Raw genomic sequence first — 18,388 nt, 5'->3', positions numbered from 1 at the left:
ATCCTCCTTTATCAATAAAAAATGATTGCTTGTTAATAGATTTTAGCATAATTGTTACTAAATAGGATAGCACTATTTTTCTGTACTAGTTTGCTTTCTAAAATGCCGATTGAACTTATATAAAAAAACATCCGCCAAATTAGCTGTCCGGATGTTTCTAGTGATTGTTTGATTTGGTTATTTTTTAAAGAAGCCTTTGACCTTATCGGCTAGTCCTCCTGCATCAACATCAGGGATCATTCCTTTAATTTTTTCATATTGTTCACCAATATCATCTTTGTGTTCTTCAAGGAATTGCTTAGCCTTTTCAAAATTTCCTTCACCAATCAACTCTTTGACTTTTTGCACAATTTCATCTGGATTCATGACGCCCACAACCTTTCTTTTTTTGTTATTTCTACTGTACACCGCTGTTATTATTTTTACAAAAGTTATACATCAATTTCTCTTAAAATCCTACTATCTTTTTTTAGATATAATCAATATAACAGAATTGTCAATTCTCTTTCAAAAAGAGAACAGCACATACAGATAAAAGGGTATGGTATAATGATATTAATTCCACAAACGAAAAAGGAGTTTTTTTTATGTTTATAAAAAATAATATGTATCTTATGTTGGCGATCACTTTTATCTCATTATCAACTAGCACAGCAATTTTCACAGAAACTGTTTCAGCTGAGCAAACATCAACCGAAATTTCTGAAAGTACTACCCTATCGAAAGATTCAACTACAGGAAACACAATGGAAACTGCTAGTAGTTCTTCTAGCACAAAAGAAACAGTAATTAGTAGCGCTGATGAAACTAATCAGATTAATAATGTTGAACAAACCAGTCCAGTTCCTGTTACTGACGATGAAGAGGAATTAAGAAAACAATTTGAAGCAGATTACAGAAGTAGTGTTATGTCATTTGAAGAATATAAATCATTCATTGAAACGTTGAAAAAATTGACTCCTACTCAATCTGATCTGCCCGCTGCCCGCGCTTTTAGTGCAGGAACCCAAAGAGATCAAATTGTAGCAGAAGCAAAAAAGCATTTAGGAAAACCTTATACACAAAAACATCCTGATCGATTAGGACCGAACAAGTTTGATTGTTCTGGACTGACTCGCTATGTATTTTTACAAGTAACGGGGAAAAATATTGGTGATTGGACTGTACCACAAGAAAAATCAGGAACAAAAGTATCTATCTCTAAAGCAACGATTTCGCAATTACAACCAGGGGATCTTCTTTTTTGGGGAAATACTGGTGCTACCTATCACGTAGCACTTTACATTGGTAATGGACAATATATTCATGCTCCAAACTATGATACTAATGTTGAAGTATCTCAGATTTGGTGGTCAGAATTTCCACCTAGCTTTGCCTTAAAAATGAACTTATCAGATCCTGTCGCTCAAGGAGAACCTATTAATGATGGCTCGTATGTCACCATCACTAAAAAAGGATACGATATCTATAATTCATTTGACTGGTCAATAAAGACTACTTCCGACAAAATACTTAATAACACCTACCAAGCTAAAGTAAAATATAACCATTCAAACGGTATCACTTATTTTTCTTTATATGACAGCAATGGAACTTGGCAAGGCTATGTCAATTCCAAGGCCGTAGAAAAAGGCGCTGGGAAACAAGGCGCTTGGATGAAAAATGATGACTTTGTCACCGTTACAAAAAATGGCGGTACTATTTGGGGCAATATTGATGATTTTTCTTCCGTAAAAGGTAGTACAACTAGTCTTTATCAAAAAACCTATCATGCTCAAGGTCGTTACAATCACTTTTCGGGACAAGTTTATTATTCTTTATATGACAGTAATGGCGCTTGGCAAGGTTTTATTAACAAAAGAGATGTGGAGCGAGGTGCTGGGAAACAAGGCGCTTGGATGAAAAATGATGACTTCGTCACCGTTATAAAAAAAGGCGGTACTATTTGGAGCAACATTGATGATTTTTCTTCCGTAAAAGGCAGTACCACTAGTCTTTATCAAAAAACCTATCATGCTCAAGGTCGTTACAATCACTTTTCGGGACAAGTTTACTATTCTTTATATGATAGTAAAGGTACTGTCTCTTATACACATCTAGATGTGTATAAGAGACAGCCACTAGTCTTTATCAAAAAACCTATCATGCTCAAGGTCGTTACAATCACTTTTCGGGACAAGTTTACTATTCTTTATATGATAGTAAAGGTATCTGGCAAGGGTTCATCAACAAGAGAGATGTGGAACGAGGTGCTGGGAAACAAGGCGCTTGGATAAGCAATAATGAACAAGTGACGATTGCAAAAAAAGATTACACTATTTGGGGAGATATTAACACTTTTTCTTCAAAAAAAGGAACTACTAATAATATATACAAAAAAGTTTACCATGCACAAGGACGTTACAATCACTTTTCAGGTACAGTTTATTATTCTTTATACGATAATAATAAAAAATGGATTGGGTTTATTAACAAAACAGGTGTATCTGTTAATCATTAATTTAATAATTTTTTCCACTCTCAAAAAATAATCCAAACCATCAAGGAGTCACAATAAAATATTGTGACTTTTTTAACAGTTAACTATATATTGCTAAAATTAAAGAATTGATAACTATTCATTTCATAAGAAAATATTCCAAAATAATTAATTTTTCATTTTCCTATTTAAATAACTCTAACAACTCTCTTTATTTTAAGGTACAATAAACAAAATACTTATGACAGAGGTGCCAAATGAAAATTGTTCACACTAAAGATACTATGAGTGATATCTACTTAGATGCAGTTAAAATTCGTCGTCAGGTGTTTATGTTGGAACAAGGAGTTCCTGGTGAAATTGAAATCGATAAATATGAAGCAGCTTGTATTCATTTTGTTTTGTATGGCGATAACAACGAATCTATTGCTACTTGTCGTTTATTACCGCTTGCAGAGGGAATGATAAAATTACAGCGCATGGCCGTTCAAAAAGAGTTTAGAGGTCATGATTATGGTCGCGTGATCGTAGAAAGCGCTGAGCAATTTGCAAAAGAGCAAGGATACAACACAATTACTTTAGGTGCTCAAATTACCGCACTTGGCTTCTATGAAAAAATGGGGTATATCAAAGAAGGTGAAATGTTTCTTGATGCCGCTATTGAACATTATCAGATGAATAAACAGTTTTAGTTTATTTAGCCAAATAAAAAGTCACCCAAGAAAAACTTAATCAAGTTCTACTTGGGTGACTTTTTTCATTTAACATCTTACATTGGCTATTTCTTTGATAGCTCTTGGTATCGCTTATACCAAATATCGACATAGGCTTCAGAAAATGGGCCTTTTTCATTATTAATCCAATCCACTAACGTCTTAACATTTTCTTTTAGAATAAAATCAATATCTTCAGGATACTCCATTATTTTGCTATGAAATTCATATTCATCGACATCTAATAAGCGTTTTTCCCCATCAGGAAAAACTTTGATATCCAAATCATAATCAATATATTTCAACGCTTCATCATCTAAAAGATAAGGTGACGCCAGATTGCAGTAATAAGAAACCCCCTTTTCTCTAATCATCGCTATTATGTTAAACCAGTATTTTTTATGAAAATAAACAATAGCTGGTTCACGAGTAACCCAACGCCTACCATCAGACTCTGTCACCAAAGTATGATCGTTGACACCAATCAAAGAATACTCGCTTGTTTTTAATACCATAGTATCTCGCCATGTTCGATGCAAATGTCCATCGTGTTTGTAACTTTGAATCGTTACAAATTCACCTTCTTTTGGAATTGCCATAGTCCCCCAACTTTCCCTAGTACGAAAAATCGCTTCTCAAAGCTGATTACTCTTCGTTTGGGTGTTCATTACACCGATATCATTATAATTATATCATAATTTTCAGCTTTGCATACTAAGTAGTTTGTTTTCTCACAGCGATGAGGAATATCTTTTGAAATATAGGGCTTGCTTTTAGTTTTTTTATAAAGTTGAAATTGAGATGTTTTTAAAGAAAGGCTACCTCTGTCCCCAACACTTAACGTAGAGTACCAACCTATATTTCAATCTACTAGCTCTAAACAGAGCTAGACCGTGAAATTGGTTAAAATACATGACATATCTCCACCATTCCACCACTAAAACTAGTATAACATTAAATCAAAATGAGAAAAAGCCTATTTCTACCGCTATTTTCAGCAAAATTCTGGTGCGAATCTCCTAGGCTTTTTATGTGCACTTGGGGTTTGCACCAAGAAATTATTCTTTTTTTCTAAATTCTTTTTTGTACAGATCTAACATCTTTTGCTGGGGTTTTGGAAAAACATAGTTTGAGAATGTTTCTTTTGTTGCCCAAGCTTGGTTTTCATTCTTAGCTGTTAATCCTGTTTGACGCCCATAGAAAACTAGGATATGCCATTTTAAATGACTGAAAATATGTGTTACTTCACCTAAGGTTCGCTTTTGCCAAACAACTTGTGAATGATCTTCGAAAATTTCTGGATTTTCTTCAGCAACTAACAGTGGTTCTTCAAAATCAAGTGATAGTTGCTGATCATCTTTCACCCACATTTTCTGTAGAAATTCAAAGCGGTCTTTGTTGACTTCTGCAATTGGAAACAACCACATATTCGCTAGTAAGCCTTTAGAATCACGCTGTTCTAATAAAAATTCTTGCTGATTATTTTCAATGATTCCTCCGATATAATAAACATCTTTTGGTTTCATTTTTTTTGATTTAACTGGAAAATTTGTCATCGTATTATTTTTGTAACTCAAGCAATACGATTGGATTGGACACTCTTCACATTTTGGTGATGTCGGGGTACAAATACCTGAACCCAGATCCATCATTGCCTGATTAAAATCACCTGGCCGCTTCTGATCAATGATTCTATACATTGCTTCTTCAAACACTTTTCGACTGCTTGGTTTGGCAATATCATCACTGATCTCAAATAAACGGCTGACCACCCGCATAACATTGCCATCGATCGCAGGTTCGGGGATTTGAAAAGCAATACTGCCAATCGCACCAGCCGTGTATGGGCCAATTCCTTTTAGTTGGCGAATTTCTTCAATGGTTTGAGGCATCTGACCGTCAAACTCAGTCATGATCTGTTGCGCTGCAACTTTTAAATTTCTTGCTCTTGAATAGTAACCTAACCCTTCCCATGCTTTCAATAAACGATCATCCGGTGCCTCAGCTAAGTCTTTGATCGTTGGAAACCACTCCATAAAACGATAATAATAATCGATCACCGTATCCACACGAGTCTGTTGTAACATGATTTCTGAAATCCAAATACGATATGGATCTAAATTAACACGCCAAGGTAAATTTCGCTTTTCTTTTTCATACCAATTAATAAACTCTTCTTGAAAAGCCTGTAGTTCAGTAGCACTCCAAGTTTCCCAATACTTCTCATATTTCATTCTCTAATTCCTTTTCATCAAAATATTGCTGAATCAAATCTGAGTCAAAACGTTTTTGAAACAGCCCTTGTTTAACTTTCATCACACGTTTATAGGGATCCAATTTACGGTGTTTTTCCCATAATTTATCTCCTTCTTTTCTGATCACATCTAATTCTTGTTCTTCATCTTTTTCAAAGGATAGCTCTTCAAGTGCTAAATCGATCACTTCCCGATTGAACCCTTTTTGCATCAAGTGCATTTGAACTTTTTGTACAGCATCTTTAAAACTCTTTGTTCGATAACGTCTCATCGCTTTTTCAGCTGTTGCTTTTGCTACTTCTACTTGATCATCCATAGTATAAAAAGTTAACCCATGTTGAATGTCTTCTTCATTCAAGCCTTTTCGTTTTAGTTGTTGTTCGATCATTTTGGGTCCTTTATCACTTGTTCGCATTAAGGTACGGACATAACTTTCACTAAAAATTTTATCGTCTAAGAGGTTCATTTCTTCCAGGCGGATCACAATTGTTTTGCGATCTTCTGGCAAGATTTCTTTTTCCTTTAAATAATCTAAAATTTCTTTTTTTGAGCGTAATTGATAACTCAGATAATTTAAAGACATTTGTAAACCAACATCATAAGAACCTGATTTTTTTATTTGTTCGATCTCAGATTCTGTTAATTCTTGGCCTTTTAATAGGCGCTGACGAACTAAGGTATCCTCTGAGACCCGTAATTTTTCTCCTGAAGACAGCCAGATAAGATAAAACTGACCTTTGTCTTTGGTGATTTTTGTAATTGTTTCCATCTTTCTCCGCCTTTCTAGTGAGAACATATATTCTACTATAACATACATTTGCTAGAAGCTAAACTAGGCAAATTGTGCTAAAATAAGAAATATCGTTATATTTGATTAACAGATCTTCGGATCAAAAGGATGGAATTATGACCACACAACTTTTAAAAGAGGGACAAACGATCCCTTTAAAAATAAAACGTTTAGGAATCAACGGAGAAGGTATTGGCTATTATAAAAAGACGATTGTTTTTGTTCCAGGCGCTTTACCAAAAGAAGATGTCTCAGTGGAAATCACTAAAATAGCTCCACGTTTTGTGGAAGGACAATTAAAAAAGATAGTAAAGGCAGCACCTGAACGGGTTGTACCACCCTGTCCTGTTTATGAAACATGCGGTGGCTGTCAGCTGCAGCATTTAGCTTATCCGGCCCAGCTACTTTTCAAAAAAGATTTATTGAAGCAATCATTAAATAAATTCAGACCAAGAAATTTTGAAAACTATTCAACACCTAAAACTATGGGAATGAAAAATCCTTGGAATTATCGTAATAAAGCGCAATTTCAACTACGTAAAATCGATGGTGAAGTTGAAGCTGGTCTTTATCAAGCTGATTCTCATCGCCTAGTTCCTATCGATGATTGTCTAGTTCAACAACCTGCGACAACTAAAGTCATGAACGCCTTGGTAGAATTGCTGAACAAATACCAGTTGCCAATCTATAACGAACGGAAAAACAGTGGCATTTTCCGAACACTCATGGTGCGTGTCGGTATTAAAACGAATGAAGTTCAGGTCGTTTTTATCACACAATCCGTAAAATTCCCACAAAAAAAAGCCTTGATCGATGAAATTACGCAGCACTTACCAGAAGTGGTATCGATCATGCAAAACGTTCAAAACAAAAGAACTTCAATCGTCATGGGTGATGAGACAATCCATGTTTGGGGCAAAGAAAGTATTGAAGAGAAGATCAATGAAATAACCTTCGATTTATCTCCTAGAGCATTTTTCCAGTTAAATCCTGAACAAACTGAAGTGTTATACAGCGAAGCTGTGAAAGCGTTGGATTTACAGCCCAACGAAACAGTTGTAGATGCTTACTGTGGTGTTGGAACAATTGGTTTAAGTATTGCTAAACAAGCGAAAGAAGTTCGTGGAATGGATATTATTCCAGCTGCGATCGAAGATGCAAAAATGAATGCTGAACGCTTAGGTGTCACAAATACCCATTATGAAGTAGGAACAGCCGAAGAGTTGCTACCAGAATGGTTTCAGAATGGTTTTAAACCTGATGCGATCATTGTTGATCCACCAAGAACTGGATTGGATCAAAAGCTACTAAAAGCAATCTTAAAGCAACCTCCGAAGAAGATGGTTTATATCTCTTGTAACGTATCCACACTTGCAAAAGACTTGGTTGATTTAACTAAAGTCTTTGATGTGCAATACTTACAATCTGTAGATATGTTTCCACAAACTGCACGTTGCGAAGTGGTTGTGAAATTGACTAAGAGGTAACATGCTAAAATAAGAAAAACCGAAGATTAAAAATCATGAAAAAGATTTTTAATCTTCGGTTTTTTAGTGATTCTAAAGCTCAACTATTTTTTCCAACGATCTAATTTTTTTAATTGAAATGGATAAAATGTTGATAAAAAGAACTGACCAATACCACTACCGCTTCCTCTGCAATTCTTTTTTCCTCTTGCTAACATCTGATCATAGGTAATATCTGGTTCAATAAATTGACCATTTTCATAACATAAATGACAATATTTTTCTGATAATGACCCCCTTGATTCTGTCCCATGGGTACTTTCTTCCAGTGGCATACCGCAGCTTTGACAAAATTTACTCATAATTTCACCTCTATGATACACCAAGTTTTATGAATAAAATTCCTTATGGTAGAAATGTCGGTTTGGTCATAGAAGTAACTGATCCTGATAAATTAACTCATTATTTCACTAAATTATCGGAAGATGCGACAAATGTCATGTCTTACAAAAAACAGACTGGTCGGAATTATTCGGTCAGGTAACAGATAAGTTCGGGATTAATTGGTCGTTTAATTTGATTTAAATTTTTAAGCTAAAAATTAATTGCAAAGAAGTGACAGAGACAAAACTCTATGAGCTGTATCTTCGTCACTTCTTTTATTCTTAAAGCTGTTCCCCATTACTTGCAATCACTTGCTTCATCCAAACGTAACTATCCTTTAAATAACGTTTTTGACTTCCCTTTCCATAATCATCTTGATCTACATAAATAAACCCGTAGCGTTTACTCATTTCCGAAGAAGAGCAGCTAATAATATCGATGGGTCCCCAAGCACAATATCCCCTAAGATCAACACCGTCTTTGATTGCTTCTTTCATTTGCTCGATATGTGCTCGGTAATAATCGATGCGATAGTCATCGTGAACACTACCATCTTCTTCTAACTGATCATAACAACCAATACCATTTTCAGTGATATAGATTGGACATTGATAACGATCATAAAAGGAATTTAATAACGTTCTTAACCCAAGTGGATCGATCGTCCACCCCCAAGGATTTGCAGGAAGTGATTTATTTCGATAAGGCTCATCGTGTTTAGCATCGCAAATTTGAGTATAGTAATAAGAAAATGATAGATAATCGGCTGTATTTTTTAAAATTGTTTCATCTTCTTCAGCAAATTCAAGCTTAATGCCATGTTCTTCAAAATAACGAAACGCATAACCTGGATAATATCCTCGTAGTAATACATCGGCAAAGAAATACTGCATTTGGTTGATTTTCAAGGTTGCTAGCACATCTTCTGGATTACAAGTAGCCGCATATTCTGGCCCGCCACAAAGCATCATTCCAACTTGATAATTTTCATCGACCTGATGAGCGTATTCAGTAGCCAAAGCTGTTGCTACTATCATATGATGAACGCCCTGATATTTCGCTTGCTGCAGATTTTCCACTTGATCCTCTGCGATACCTAAATGGTTGAACGATTCATGACCGATCAAATTGATTTGATTGATGACAATCCAATATTTTACTTTGCCTTGATAGCGGTCAAAAATAACTTTACAATAGCGAACAAAGAAATCAACTACTTCTCTTGAATACCAACCTTGATAATTCAATGTAAGGTTCAGTGGCATTTCATAATGAGAAAGAGTGATCATCGGTTCCATCCCATTAGCAATAATTTCATCAATCAATTTATCATAAAAAAGTAGCCCTGCTTCATTTGGTTCCAGTTCATCACCATTTGGGAAAATCCGTGACCAATCGATTGATGTTCTAAATAACTTTAGCCCCATCTCTCCTAGTAACTTTAAATCTGCTGGATACGTTTCTTTAAAATTGATCCCCCATCTTTTCGGGAAAATCCCTGTTTTACTATGAAGAGCTTCTTCAATATAGGTTGTAGAAATCTCAGCATTCGATCTTTTTTCTAGTGGTAGATCCGCTCTAAATTCATTGATATCCGCAACGCTTGTGCCTTTGCCTTCATATTCATAAGCGCCTTCACATTGATTAGCTGCAACAGCTCCGCCCCATAAAAAATCTTTTGGAAATCCAGTTGGTACCTGATACATAGCTTTGGCCTCTTTTCTTTATTTTTTTTCAAGTAATGATAAGCGTTCATCGATTTGTTTCGCTATTTTAATCAAGTGATTAGCCATGTTGATTTCACTATAAATCGTCATTAAAGTATCCTGAGCATGTGTAAACAATAGTGAATGCTCATGTACATTGACTTCTTCACTCATTTCACTTTGAATTGCCTCTGTCTGAACTTTATGTGCCGCTGTTATATTGGTTTTAGCAACTTTCATTTCTTCAGCTGCTGTTTCAAAATCGTTTTTCTCAGTTGCAATAAGGGCATTTTTACAATTAACTCTAGCATCTCCAGCAAATAAAATAATTTTCATGGCTTGTTGTGACAATAAATCGTCCATCTATTAAGCCTCCTTCAACGTTTGATTTTCTGCTTTGGTTTCTTGATCATCGTATGCTTTGAAAAATGGATACCAAATAACCGTAGATATCGCAAAAATGACCAGCATTAAAATAATTCCAGTGATTGTCCCGGTCGTAAACCACGTAGCAAATGGAAATGGACAATACCATAATTCAAATTGAACTTTAGGAATTGGCGCAAAGGGAATGACTTTTGTAAAAATATAAATCACTATTGGCAAAACAATTCCCTGTAGCCACATTGGAATCATCAATAACGGATTCCACGCAACTGCTCCAAAAATCACGGGTTCATTAATATTAAAAATTGATGGCACAATACAAGCTTTCCCTAATGCACTGATTTTCTTAGAGCGAGCCCGCATCATCATTAGCACCAGCGGCATCGTACAACCAATCCCTCCAATCCATAGATAAGCTGAGTATAAAGTACTGCTTGTCACCAAATTTAAGGTTTCAACAGAAGCCGTACCATTTTGAACAAGGGCAATATTTTCTGCAATCGCTTTTAGTAAAACGGGCTGTACCACAGGCGTTAGTACCCAAGTAGAAATCCCCATAGAATAAAGGAAGCAAATCAAGAACATCATTCCCACAAAACCTCCAGGTGATTCCATAAAACTAGATAGCGGCATGAAAATACTTAAAACAATATTATATAAATCCACTTTCATGATCAACACAACGACCCAGCCAAAAAGAATAATAATGCCGATCGGTAACATTGAATCAAACCAAGCTCTAACAAAATCTGGAATCACAGATTCTTCTTTAAAGAACGTAAATTTCCCTAAAGTTACTAAAACAAATCCAGCAATCAAGCCCGCAACAATTGCCACAAACATCCCGCCAGCACCTAGTGCATCATGTCCAAAACCGACCACACCATCTTTTTCGATTTGTGGTGAAATAATCATCAAGAACAGCACTAAACCGCTCATTCCAGCTACAATTCTTTGTTTGCGCAATCTTTTTTTCTCCATTAAGTTAAAAGGGATCAAGAAAGCCACAAACAATGAAATTTTGCCCATCGTCCAGCCAAAAGGCACCCAAAAACTTGGTAGAGCTGGAAAATATTCATTCAAAATAGCCAACATTGAAAAAATCGACCCTAAGAAAATAAAAGGCAACGTCTGCATGATTGAATCTTTAATACTGACAATCCAAGGATTATTGTTTACTTTGTTCATTTTAGGTGAGAAACTATTTTCCAACCAAAAGATCAACTTATTCATATTTACGTCTCCTTTTTCTTCACTGTTCGTCTTCTTTTAACGAACTTAGCAAGTGTTCAACTGCAGCATCCCCATCTAGCGTTGCATAGTATTCTTTTTTCATCAAAATCACGTTAACTGGAAATCCGTGAATAATCTCATCAATTTCATCAATGATATATTCAAGATGCGGTCCAACCATCAAAGCATCGATCTCCTCAATATAATTCTCGATCTCCGATTCACTTCTTGCAACAATACTCATGTCTAAATTTTTTACTTTGGCCGCCTTGCGCATATTGGCTGCCATAAACCCACTACTGGCACCTGACCCACAGACTAATAATACGTTTAAATCACTCATGTTTTCTCCTCCTAATTTAAAAGCATAGCGGGCTCGTCCAGTCTCGACTGAAAAATAGGAAAATCTGTTTGTGACGCTTTCTGTCACAGGCAGGTTTTCTCTTTTTTCCGAGACCTTCAATCCTTAGAGCTTTAGCTCTTAGGAATTGATGAGATCGAAGTAGAGCGTAGTGACTAGCCCGCATAGCTAGATAACATATGGTAACAACGTTCCACTTCACTTCAACTTGTACTTTTCAACATTTTAATAACAGAAGGACGCAACGTTCCTTTCAGTCACCTTGTACCAAGTCTTTTCGTGCGACGAGTAATCGCAGGAGCATTCAACATCAACTCAGTTCTTCGTTGTGTTTCTTGGCATGTTTCAAAGTAAAAGCGTAGCAGGCTCGTTCAACTCCGACTGGAAAAAAGAAGCTACCGCTTTTTTCGAATAAAGCAAAATCAGCTTGTTACTATATTCTTATCATCTATGATTTACACTTCTCTATCAAATATGATTTTTTCCTCGTCTTCTCAGTTTAGCGGAAACAACTGTACTTGATTTGTTATTTAAAAGCACGAATAATAGAGGATATAAAAAAGAGAGGAGCAGACATTGTGTCCTTAAACAAGAAAGAAACGGCCCTAGTAAAGCTATTAATCCAACATCACAATTGGTTATCTGCAACTTATCTAGCAGAAGCGTTATCTACATCAACACGAACGATTCGCAATTATGTATCGCGAATCAATCAAAGTGCGAAGCTTGAAATGATCCAATCTTCTAGGCAAGGTTATAAAATCGATAATACACTTAGAATCGAAGATTTTATTTCTCGAACTGAGCAAGATCTAAATACGCCTATTGAGCGTATAAATTACTTGATGAACCTATTGATCAAGCATAAAAATGTCGATTACTTTGATGTAGCAGAAACATTATTTGTCAGCATTCCAACTATTGAAAAAGATACCCTCCGCTTACGTAAAAAAATGTCTAAATATCATTTGAAAATCATCAAACATGGGCATTTTCTAAGTATGGAAGGTGATGAATCAAACTTTAGAAAACTGGCTGGCGATATGTTACAAGATGAAGCTTTACAAAACTTTCAATCTTTGGACCATATTCAGACAATCTTTCCAGAGATTTCTATTGAGACGATCCAAAAAATCGTGATCGACCGCTTAAGTAGCCAGCACCTTTATATTAATGGTTATGCAATCAACAGTTTATTACTACACATTGCCATCGCTATCAATCGTCAGCTCAATCATCAACGCTTTGAGACAGATCTTATTCCTGAACTATTTACGAAGGATCAACTTGAATATTTACTTGCTACTCAGATTGGAAAAGATCTCGATCAAGCTTTTGCTGTCGAAATGGACCTTTATGAAATCAACAATCTAACTCTCTTATTAATGACTAAAATCTCTCCAGCTAACGATGCCTTTTTGAAAAATTACATGGAAACTTCAGTTTATACATTTATTTCAACTATGATGGAAACCGTTGCAGAAAAATATTTTATTACACATATCTCAGATGAATTAGTTTTGAACTTAGCGATCCACGTTTCCAACTTGATCTCACGAGCAAAAAACGGAAAACAAGTTCGGAATCCATTATCTGAAGAAATCAAACAATCTTATGCTTTCATTTATGAAGTAGCTGTTTTTATAGCTAAACAAATTCAAAAGCATATCAATATTCCAATTTCAGATGATGAAATCACGTTTATTGCGCTTCATATTGGTTCTTATTTTGAGGAAAAATTCGAGACTGAGAATAAATTAAGTTGTGTGATTTATACACCGGAATACTATGATATGCACCAACGTTTGATTTATAAAATTAGTGATACATTCAAATCTAGTTTAAATATTTTAGGAACTTTTTATCGATTGGACACTGAAAGTTTAGCAAAAATAAAGCAAGCAGATTTAACTCTAGCAACTATTGAATTGAAGGAGCTGACGCATGTCGTCCAAATTTCACCATTTTTCTCAGGAAAAGATACTGAAAAAATCCAACAATCCATCCAAATAGTGAAACAGGAGAAATTACTGAACGCATTAAAAGAAAGCATTCAAACTTACTTAACACCTGAACGATTTCAACGAAATATTTATTTAAAAAATCCTACTGAATATATTGATTATTTGGGTACTCAATTGGTTGAACATAACTTTATAGATACTCACTTTATTGAATTAATCAATGAGCGCGAAAAAATGTCAGCCACTTCATTCAATAATTCAGTAGCTTTACCTCATGCGATTGAAATGAGTGCAAATAAAACGGGAATCTCGATTATTTTAAACGATCGACCTGTCAAATGGGGAAGCCACTACGTGCAAGTCATCATCATGATCGTTATGAATCAGAATGATATGAAAAAATTTAGGCAATTATTTGATTTTATGATTGATACATTTTCAAATCAGAAAAAATTGGAAAACCTTTTAAAGGTTGAAGATTATGAAGAGTTTATTGATGAATTGTTCAATTAATTATTATTTAAATAGGCCCCTTAAAGAATTTAGTAAATAAGAAAACCGCCAGGAGAATTTGATCTCCTAGCGGTTTTCTACTTGTGCAGCTTACTTTTTACCTACAAAAAAGGAAACGACTGCAACTAAAATTACAGCACCGATAATTGATGGAAATAATGCCATACCAGCAACTTGTGGTCCCCAACTTCCTAGAAGTGATTGACCGATTGATGAACCGACAAGACCCGCAATAATATTGAAAATCCAGCCCATCGATTTACCTTTACTTGTGATTGCCCCGGCAATTGCACCGATAACACCACCTACGATTAAAACCCATAACCAATGCATAATGTGCCCCCTTATTTTTAAAAGTGTAGCGACCTTGCGAAACTAGATAACATCTAGGGCAACGAACACGTACTTTTAAATAGAATAACTATAAAAATGATTACTTTATTATGTTAACAGATTATCGACTTTCTTGCGAAAGAAATGCATTTTACATTTGCTTTATATCATTTTTTTATCACTTTATCTTCATTCCTTCTATTCCTGTCTCTTATACACATCTAGATGTGTATAAGAGACAGATTCTTTTCTTCACTACTATACTTTTTTATATTATTTTATAATACAAAAAAAGCTAGAATCCAAATGGATTCTAGCTTGAAATTTAATCTTAAAAAGATTATTTTACTGTTACTGAAGCGCCAACTTCTTCTAAAGCAGCTTTTAAAGCTTCTGCTTCATCTTTAGAAACGCCTTCTTTAACTGGTGCAGGAGCGCCATCAACTACAGCTTTAGCTTCTTTCAAGCCAAGACCAGTTGCTTCACGAACTGCTTTGATAACTTTAACTTTTTGATCTCCAGCTGCAGTTAATTCTACAGTGAATTCAGTTTGTTCTTCGCCAGCTGCTGCTGCAGGGCCTGCAGCTGCTACAGGAGCTGCTGCAGATACGTCAAATTTTTCTTCAATAGCTTTTACTAAGTCGTTTAATTCTAAAATAGTTGCGCCTTCTAATTCTGCAACAATGTTTTCAATGTTCAATGCCATTATGGTTTCCTCCGTTTTAATAATTCATTATTTTTAGTTTAGTTTATTGCTAAGCTGCAATTATGCAACTTCTTCTTCTTTTTCTGCCACTGCTTTGACAGCGTAAGCCACTTGTCTGACTGGCGCTTGTAATACAGATAATAGCATAGAAAGTAGTCCATCGCGACTTGGAAGTTTTGCTAAAGATGTCATTTCTTCTACTGAAGATACTTTACCTTCAATAATGCCACCTTTGATTTCCAATGCTTTGGCAGTACTTGCAAATTCGTCGATGATTTTAGCAGGTGCTACTACATCGTCGTTACTGAAAGCGACTGCTGTAGGGCCTGTAAATACTTCGTCCATACCTTCTAATCCAGCTTTTTTAGCTGCACGTGAAAGAATAGAGTTTTTGATAACTTTCATTTCAACATTTGCATCACGCAATTGTTTACGTAAGTTTGTCACTTCTTCTACAGTTAAACCACGGTAGTCAACAATGACTACAGAAGCTGCTGCTTGGAACTTAGCTGTTGCTTCTTCGACTAAGGTTTCTTTTTTAGCGATTGCTGCTTCACTCATTTATTTTCACCTCCTGATGATTGATGGGTAGAGCTTGGGTTATCATAAGTTAGTTAGAAGCTTCTAAAGAAACTTCGCTCACTTTGTTCGCCAAGTATTGTTTTACATCGTCTTTTTTTCAAAAAGTCGTGTAAAACAACAAAACTCCATGCCACCGTTGACATAGAGGGACGTAATTGTATGTATCAACAATTGTCCTCGGTAGGAAATTAAGACTTGCGTCACCTACTGTCTTCGGTACAGTTAATTATTAACCTCACTCACTTTACCATACGGAAAGTGAGTGAGTCAAGAATAAATTTAAAATTCATTCAACTTTTCTAATTAGAAAGAAGCTTGGTCAACGTGGATTCCAGGTCCAAATGTTGTTGTTACTGAAATGTTTTTAATATATTGACCTTTTGCTGCTGATGGTTTAGCTTTCAACAATACATCGTTGATTGTATTGAAGTTTTCTAGTAATTTTTCATTATCAAATGAAACTTTACCGATTGGTACGTGGATGTTTCCAGCTTTGTCAACACGGTAAGTTACTTTACCAGCTTTTACTTCGTTAACAGCTTTTGTTACGTCCATTGTTACAGTACCAGTTTTAGGGTTAGGCATAAGACCTTTAGGACCTAAGACACGACCTAATTTACCAACTTCAGCCATCATGTCTGGAGTTGCTACAACTACGTCAAAGCCAAACCAGCCACCTTGGATTTTTTGAACCATATCAGCATCGCCTACGTAATCAGCGCCAGCAGCTTCCGCTTCTTTCGCTTTTTCGCCTTTAGCGAAAACTAAAACGCTTTGTGTTTTACCAGTTCCGTTAGGTAATACTACAGCACCACGGATTTGTTGGTCTGCTTTTTTAGGGTCTACATTTAAACGGTAAGCAACTTCAACAGTTGCGTCGAATTTTGCAATATTTGTTTCTTTAGCCAAAGCGATTGCTTCTGCTACAGGGTAAACTTTTGTTGCTTCAACTTTTTTTAATGCATCTTGCATTTTTTTGCTTTTTTTAGCCATTTTGTTTCCTCCTTGATTGTGGTTATAACGGTCGAACCTCCCACGTAATTCATATCTTTGAATATGAAATAAACTGAGAAGCTACTTCTTTGGGTTCTATTAGAATAAAAATTATCCTACAGTGATTCCCATGCTTCTTGCAGTTCCTTCAACCATGCGCATAGCCGCTTCAACGTCTGCTGCGTTTAGGTCTGCCATTTTAAGTTCAGCGATTTCTTTCACTTGATCTTTAGTAACGTTCGCTACTTTTGTTTTGTTTGGCTCACCAGAACCTTTTTCGATTTTTGCAGCTTTTTTCAATAATACTGCAGCTGGTGGTGTTTTTGTAATAAATGTAAATGAACGATCTTCATATACAGAGATTACAACTGGAATGATCAAACCAGCTTGATCAGCTGTACGAGCGTTGAATTCTTTAGTGAATCCCATAATGTTGATACCCGCTTGACCTAGTGCTGGACCTACTGGTGGAGCTGGTGTTGCTTTACCTGCAGGAATTTGCAATTTAACTAATTTTTCTACTTTTTTTGCCACGAGACATACCTCCTTGAGTCCGTGATGTGGTTAATTGGAGATGAAGATTTCTCCTCCCACGTCATTCTTTGACGAATCAAAGAAAACCTGTATGCAAAAATGCACACTTAAATAGTATACTCTGCTTCTGATTAAATTTCAATACCCTTTCACTCTTTTTATCCTTTGTTTTTGCAATTGAAATGGGAAGAAGATAAGTTTTTCTCGCATTTTTATTACGCTTCTAGTTTCTTCGCCATAATTATGATAGACTTTCGTTAGAAAAATCCCGATTTTAAATCAAAGGACAGGTGAAATAAACAATGGAAAATTTACGTTATAGAAGTGTTTTTGACATTATCGGTCCCGTTATGATTGGACCAAGTAGTTCTCATACTGCTGGAGCTGCCCGAATTGGTAAGATTGTCCGTAGCATTTTTGGTGAACAACCAGAAACAGTAGATATTTATTTGTATGAATCATTTGCAAAAACCTATCGAGGTCACGGTACAGACATCGCCTTAGTTGGTGGTCTTCTCGATATGGAGCCTGATGATGAGCGCCTTGCTGATTCCTTAAAAATCGCCCATGAACGGGATATGGAAGTTTTATTTGTGCCTCTTAAAGAAAAGGCTGAGCATCCAAATTCAGTCAAATTACTGGTTTCTAAGGGAGATCGAAAACTTTCTGTCACTGGAATCTCAATTGGTGGCGGAAATATTCAAATTTCGGAGTTAAACGGTTTTAAGATTTCATTGACGATGGGAACCCCAACCTTTATTATCGTGCATCAAGATGTCCCAGGAATGATCGCCAAGGTCACTAATCTGCTCTCTGATACAGATATCAATATTGGTACTATGACTGTGACCCGTGAATCAAAAGGGGAAAAAGCCATCATGATCATCGAGATCGATCATGCGGATATTGGTGATATCACGATGAAGTTAGTACAGATCCCTCATATTTATAGTGTAAATTATTTTGATTAATTTAAATTAAAGGAGCAA

20 protein-coding genes and 1 other annotated feature are annotated in these 18,388 nt (G+C 35.7%); of the genes, 6 read left to right on the top strand and 14 right to left on the bottom strand.

Translation table 11 applies throughout. The annotated features are described in order from the left end of the window. Window positions 1-177: 177 nt before the first annotated feature. Window positions 178-366: a hypothetical protein gene (locus tag A5819_RS10785; protein WP_086278797.1), complete on the bottom strand. Its 189-nt coding sequence runs from the start codon at window positions 364-366 to the stop codon at window positions 178-180. A 221-nt stretch (window positions 367-587) separates the two neighbouring features. On the opposite strand from A5819_RS10785, the gene A5819_RS10780 reads away from it, so the two are divergent. From A5819_RS10780 to A5819_RS10770, 3 genes are all read left to right on the top strand, one after another. Continuing rightward, window positions 588-2,276, top strand: coding sequence for a C40 family peptidase (locus A5819_RS10780; protein ID WP_086353050.1), 1,689 nt, complete (start codon window positions 588-590; stop codon window positions 2,274-2,276). Beyond that, a complete protein-coding gene (locus A5819_RS10775; RefSeq protein ID WP_086353049.1) occupies window positions 2,240-2,500 on the top strand; it encodes a hypothetical protein in 261 nt (86 codons plus the stop codon). Before A5819_RS10780 ends, A5819_RS10775 begins: the two co-directional genes overlap by 37 nt. A gap of 236 nt (window positions 2,501-2,736) precedes the next feature. Then, window positions 2,737-3,171, top strand: a complete 435-nt coding sequence (locus A5819_RS10770) for a GNAT family N-acetyltransferase (RefSeq protein WP_086278796.1) — start codon at window positions 2,737-2,739, stop codon at window positions 3,169-3,171. An 86-nt stretch (window positions 3,172-3,257) separates the two neighbouring features. On the opposite strand, the gene bph is transcribed toward A5819_RS10770, so the two are convergent. The 3 genes from bph to recX form a co-directional block, all read right to left on the bottom strand. Continuing rightward, entirely contained in the window at window positions 3,258-3,791 is a 534-nt protein-coding gene (gene bph / locus A5819_RS10765; protein WP_086278795.1) for a biofilm phosphatase Bph, read from the bottom strand. A 459-nt stretch (window positions 3,792-4,250) separates the two neighbouring features. Then, on the bottom strand, window positions 4,251-5,426 hold the full coding sequence (mutY, locus tag A5819_RS10760; RefSeq protein WP_086278794.1) for an A/G-specific adenine glycosylase: 1,176 nt from the start codon (window positions 5,424-5,426) through the stop codon (window positions 4,251-4,253). Further along, a complete protein-coding gene (recX, locus tag A5819_RS10755; protein WP_086278793.1) occupies window positions 5,416-6,216 on the bottom strand; it encodes a recombination regulator RecX in 801 nt (266 codons plus the stop codon). Before recX ends, mutY begins: the two co-directional genes overlap by 11 nt. A gap of 137 nt (window positions 6,217-6,353) precedes the next feature. Between recX and rlmD the strand changes: the two genes are divergently transcribed. Further along, on the top strand, window positions 6,354-7,724 hold the full coding sequence (gene rlmD / locus A5819_RS10750; protein WP_086278792.1) for a 23S rRNA (uracil(1939)-C(5))-methyltransferase RlmD: 1,371 nt from the start codon (window positions 6,354-6,356) through the stop codon (window positions 7,722-7,724). Between the two features lie 83 nt (window positions 7,725-7,807). Here the strand turns inward: rlmD and A5819_RS10745 are convergent, their stop codons facing one another. The 5 genes from A5819_RS10745 to A5819_RS10725 all read right to left on the bottom strand — a co-directional run bounded on the left by A5819_RS10745 (window position 7,808) and on the right by A5819_RS10725 (window position 11,756). Further along, the gene (locus A5819_RS10745) at window positions 7,808-8,065 is read right to left on the bottom strand and encodes a zinc ribbon domain-containing protein (protein WP_086278791.1); all 258 of its coding nucleotides are present in this window, start codon (window positions 8,063-8,065) and stop codon (window positions 7,808-7,810) included. A gap of 303 nt (window positions 8,066-8,368) precedes the next feature. Then, a complete protein-coding gene (locus A5819_RS10740; RefSeq protein WP_086278790.1) occupies window positions 8,369-9,793 on the bottom strand; it encodes a glycoside hydrolase family 1 protein in 1,425 nt (474 codons plus the stop codon). An 18-nt stretch (window positions 9,794-9,811) separates the two neighbouring features. Next, on the bottom strand, window positions 9,812-10,156 hold the full coding sequence (locus tag A5819_RS10735) for a PTS lactose/cellobiose transporter subunit IIA (RefSeq protein WP_086278789.1): 345 nt from the start codon (window positions 10,154-10,156) through the stop codon (window positions 9,812-9,814). A 3-nt stretch (window positions 10,157-10,159) separates the two neighbouring features. Then, window positions 10,160-11,413 (bottom strand): PTS sugar transporter subunit IIC, encoded by a 1,254-nt coding sequence (locus A5819_RS10730; RefSeq protein WP_086278788.1) that lies wholly within the window; start codon window positions 11,411-11,413, stop codon window positions 10,160-10,162. A gap of 19 nt (window positions 11,414-11,432) precedes the next feature. Next, window positions 11,433-11,756 carry a PTS sugar transporter subunit IIB gene (locus A5819_RS10725; RefSeq protein WP_086278787.1) on the bottom strand — a complete coding sequence of 108 codons (324 nt, stop codon included), beginning with the start codon at window positions 11,754-11,756 and terminating at the stop codon, window positions 11,433-11,435. Between the two features lie 596 nt (window positions 11,757-12,352). On the opposite strand from A5819_RS10725, the gene A5819_RS10720 reads away from it, so the two are divergent. Then, window positions 12,353-14,251, top strand: a complete 1,899-nt coding sequence (locus A5819_RS10720) for a BglG family transcription antiterminator (RefSeq protein ID WP_086278786.1) — start codon at window positions 12,353-12,355, stop codon at window positions 14,249-14,251. A 90-nt stretch (window positions 14,252-14,341) separates the two neighbouring features. Here the strand turns inward: A5819_RS10720 and A5819_RS10715 are convergent, their stop codons facing one another. From A5819_RS10715 to rplK, 5 genes are all read right to left on the bottom strand, one after another. Next, window positions 14,342-14,584 carry a GlsB/YeaQ/YmgE family stress response membrane protein gene (locus A5819_RS10715; protein ID WP_176271410.1) on the bottom strand — a complete coding sequence of 81 codons (243 nt, stop codon included), beginning with the start codon at window positions 14,582-14,584 and terminating at the stop codon, window positions 14,342-14,344. A 340-nt stretch (window positions 14,585-14,924) separates the two neighbouring features. Continuing rightward, window positions 14,925-15,290, bottom strand: a complete 366-nt coding sequence (rplL, locus tag A5819_RS10710) for a 50S ribosomal protein L7/L12 (protein WP_086278784.1) — start codon at window positions 15,288-15,290, stop codon at window positions 14,925-14,927. 60 nt (window positions 15,291-15,350) lie between these two features. Next, on the bottom strand, window positions 15,351-15,851 hold the full coding sequence (gene rplJ / locus A5819_RS10705; RefSeq protein ID WP_086278783.1) for a 50S ribosomal protein L10: 501 nt from the start codon (window positions 15,849-15,851) through the stop codon (window positions 15,351-15,353). A gap of 128 nt (window positions 15,852-15,979) precedes the next feature. Next, window positions 15,980-16,107: a sequence feature (ribosomal protein L10 leader region), on the bottom strand. 68 nt (window positions 16,108-16,175) lie between these two features. Next, entirely contained in the window at window positions 16,176-16,865 is a 690-nt protein-coding gene (gene rplA / locus A5819_RS10700) for a 50S ribosomal protein L1 (RefSeq protein WP_086278782.1), read from the bottom strand. A gap of 111 nt (window positions 16,866-16,976) precedes the next feature. Then, window positions 16,977-17,399 (bottom strand): 50S ribosomal protein L11, encoded by a 423-nt coding sequence (gene rplK / locus A5819_RS10695; protein ID WP_010765779.1) that lies wholly within the window; start codon window positions 17,397-17,399, stop codon window positions 16,977-16,979. Between the two features lie 302 nt (window positions 17,400-17,701). Here rplK and sdaAB point away from each other — a divergent pair, with 302 nt between their 5' ends. Continuing rightward, window positions 17,702-18,370 carry an L-serine ammonia-lyase, iron-sulfur-dependent subunit beta gene (gene sdaAB / locus A5819_RS10690; protein WP_086278781.1) on the top strand — a complete coding sequence of 223 codons (669 nt, stop codon included), beginning with the start codon at window positions 17,702-17,704 and terminating at the stop codon, window positions 18,368-18,370. The last annotated feature ends 18 nt before the right edge of the window (window positions 18,371-18,388 follow it).

Origin of the sequence: Enterococcus sp. 7E2_DIV0204, from assembly GCF_002140855.1 — a bacterium.
Lineage (GTDB): Bacteria > Bacillota > Bacilli > Lactobacillales > Enterococcaceae > Enterococcus_L > Enterococcus_L lemimoniae.
The sequence above is the reverse complement of the archived record's forward strand: the minus strand, read 5'-3'. Positions and strand labels throughout refer to the sequence as shown.

Coding starts and splice junctions, on each gene's coding strand:
- rplJ (WP_086278783.1), bottom strand. CDS start 15,851: ATGAGTGAAGCAGCAATCGCTAAAAAAGAAACCTTAGTCGAAGAAGCA.
- bph (WP_086278795.1), bottom strand. CDS start 3,791: ATGGCAATTCCAAAAGAAGGTGAATTTGTAACGATTCAAAGTTACAAA.
- rplA (WP_086278782.1), bottom strand. CDS start 16,865: ATGGCTAAAAAAAGCAAAAAAATGCAAGATGCATTAAAAAAAGTTGAA.
- A5819_RS10715 (WP_176271410.1), bottom strand. CDS start 14,584: ATGCATTGGTTATGGGTTTTAATCGTAGGTGGTGTTATCGGTGCAATT.
- A5819_RS10730 (WP_086278788.1), bottom strand. CDS start 11,413: ATGAATAAGTTGATCTTTTGGTTGGAAAATAGTTTCTCACCTAAAATG.
- rlmD (WP_086278792.1), top strand. CDS start 6,354: ATGACCACACAACTTTTAAAAGAGGGACAAACGATCCCTTTAAAAATA.
- A5819_RS10770 (WP_086278796.1), top strand. CDS start 2,737: ATGAAAATTGTTCACACTAAAGATACTATGAGTGATATCTACTTAGAT.
- recX (WP_086278793.1), bottom strand. CDS start 6,216: ATGGAAACAATTACAAAAATCACCAAAGACAAAGGTCAGTTTTATCTT.
- A5819_RS10735 (WP_086278789.1), bottom strand. CDS start 10,156: ATGGACGATTTATTGTCACAACAAGCCATGAAAATTATTTTATTTGCT.
- rplL (WP_086278784.1), bottom strand. CDS start 15,290: ATGGCATTGAACATTGAAAACATTGTTGCAGAATTAGAAGGCGCAACT.
- mutY (WP_086278794.1), bottom strand. CDS start 5,426: ATGAAATATGAGAAGTATTGGGAAACTTGGAGTGCTACTGAACTACAG.
- A5819_RS10745 (WP_086278791.1), bottom strand. CDS start 8,065: ATGAGTAAATTTTGTCAAAGCTGCGGTATGCCACTGGAAGAAAGTACC.
- A5819_RS10725 (WP_086278787.1), bottom strand. CDS start 11,756: ATGAGTGATTTAAACGTATTATTAGTCTGTGGGTCAGGTGCCAGTAGT.
- A5819_RS10780 (WP_086353050.1), top strand. CDS start 588: ATGTTTATAAAAAATAATATGTATCTTATGTTGGCGATCACTTTTATC.
- sdaAB (WP_086278781.1), top strand. CDS start 17,702: ATGGAAAATTTACGTTATAGAAGTGTTTTTGACATTATCGGTCCCGTT.
- A5819_RS10785 (WP_086278797.1), bottom strand. CDS start 366: ATGAATCCAGATGAAATTGTGCAAAAAGTCAAAGAGTTGATTGGTGAA.
- A5819_RS10740 (WP_086278790.1), bottom strand. CDS start 9,793: ATGTATCAGGTACCAACTGGATTTCCAAAAGATTTTTTATGGGGCGGA.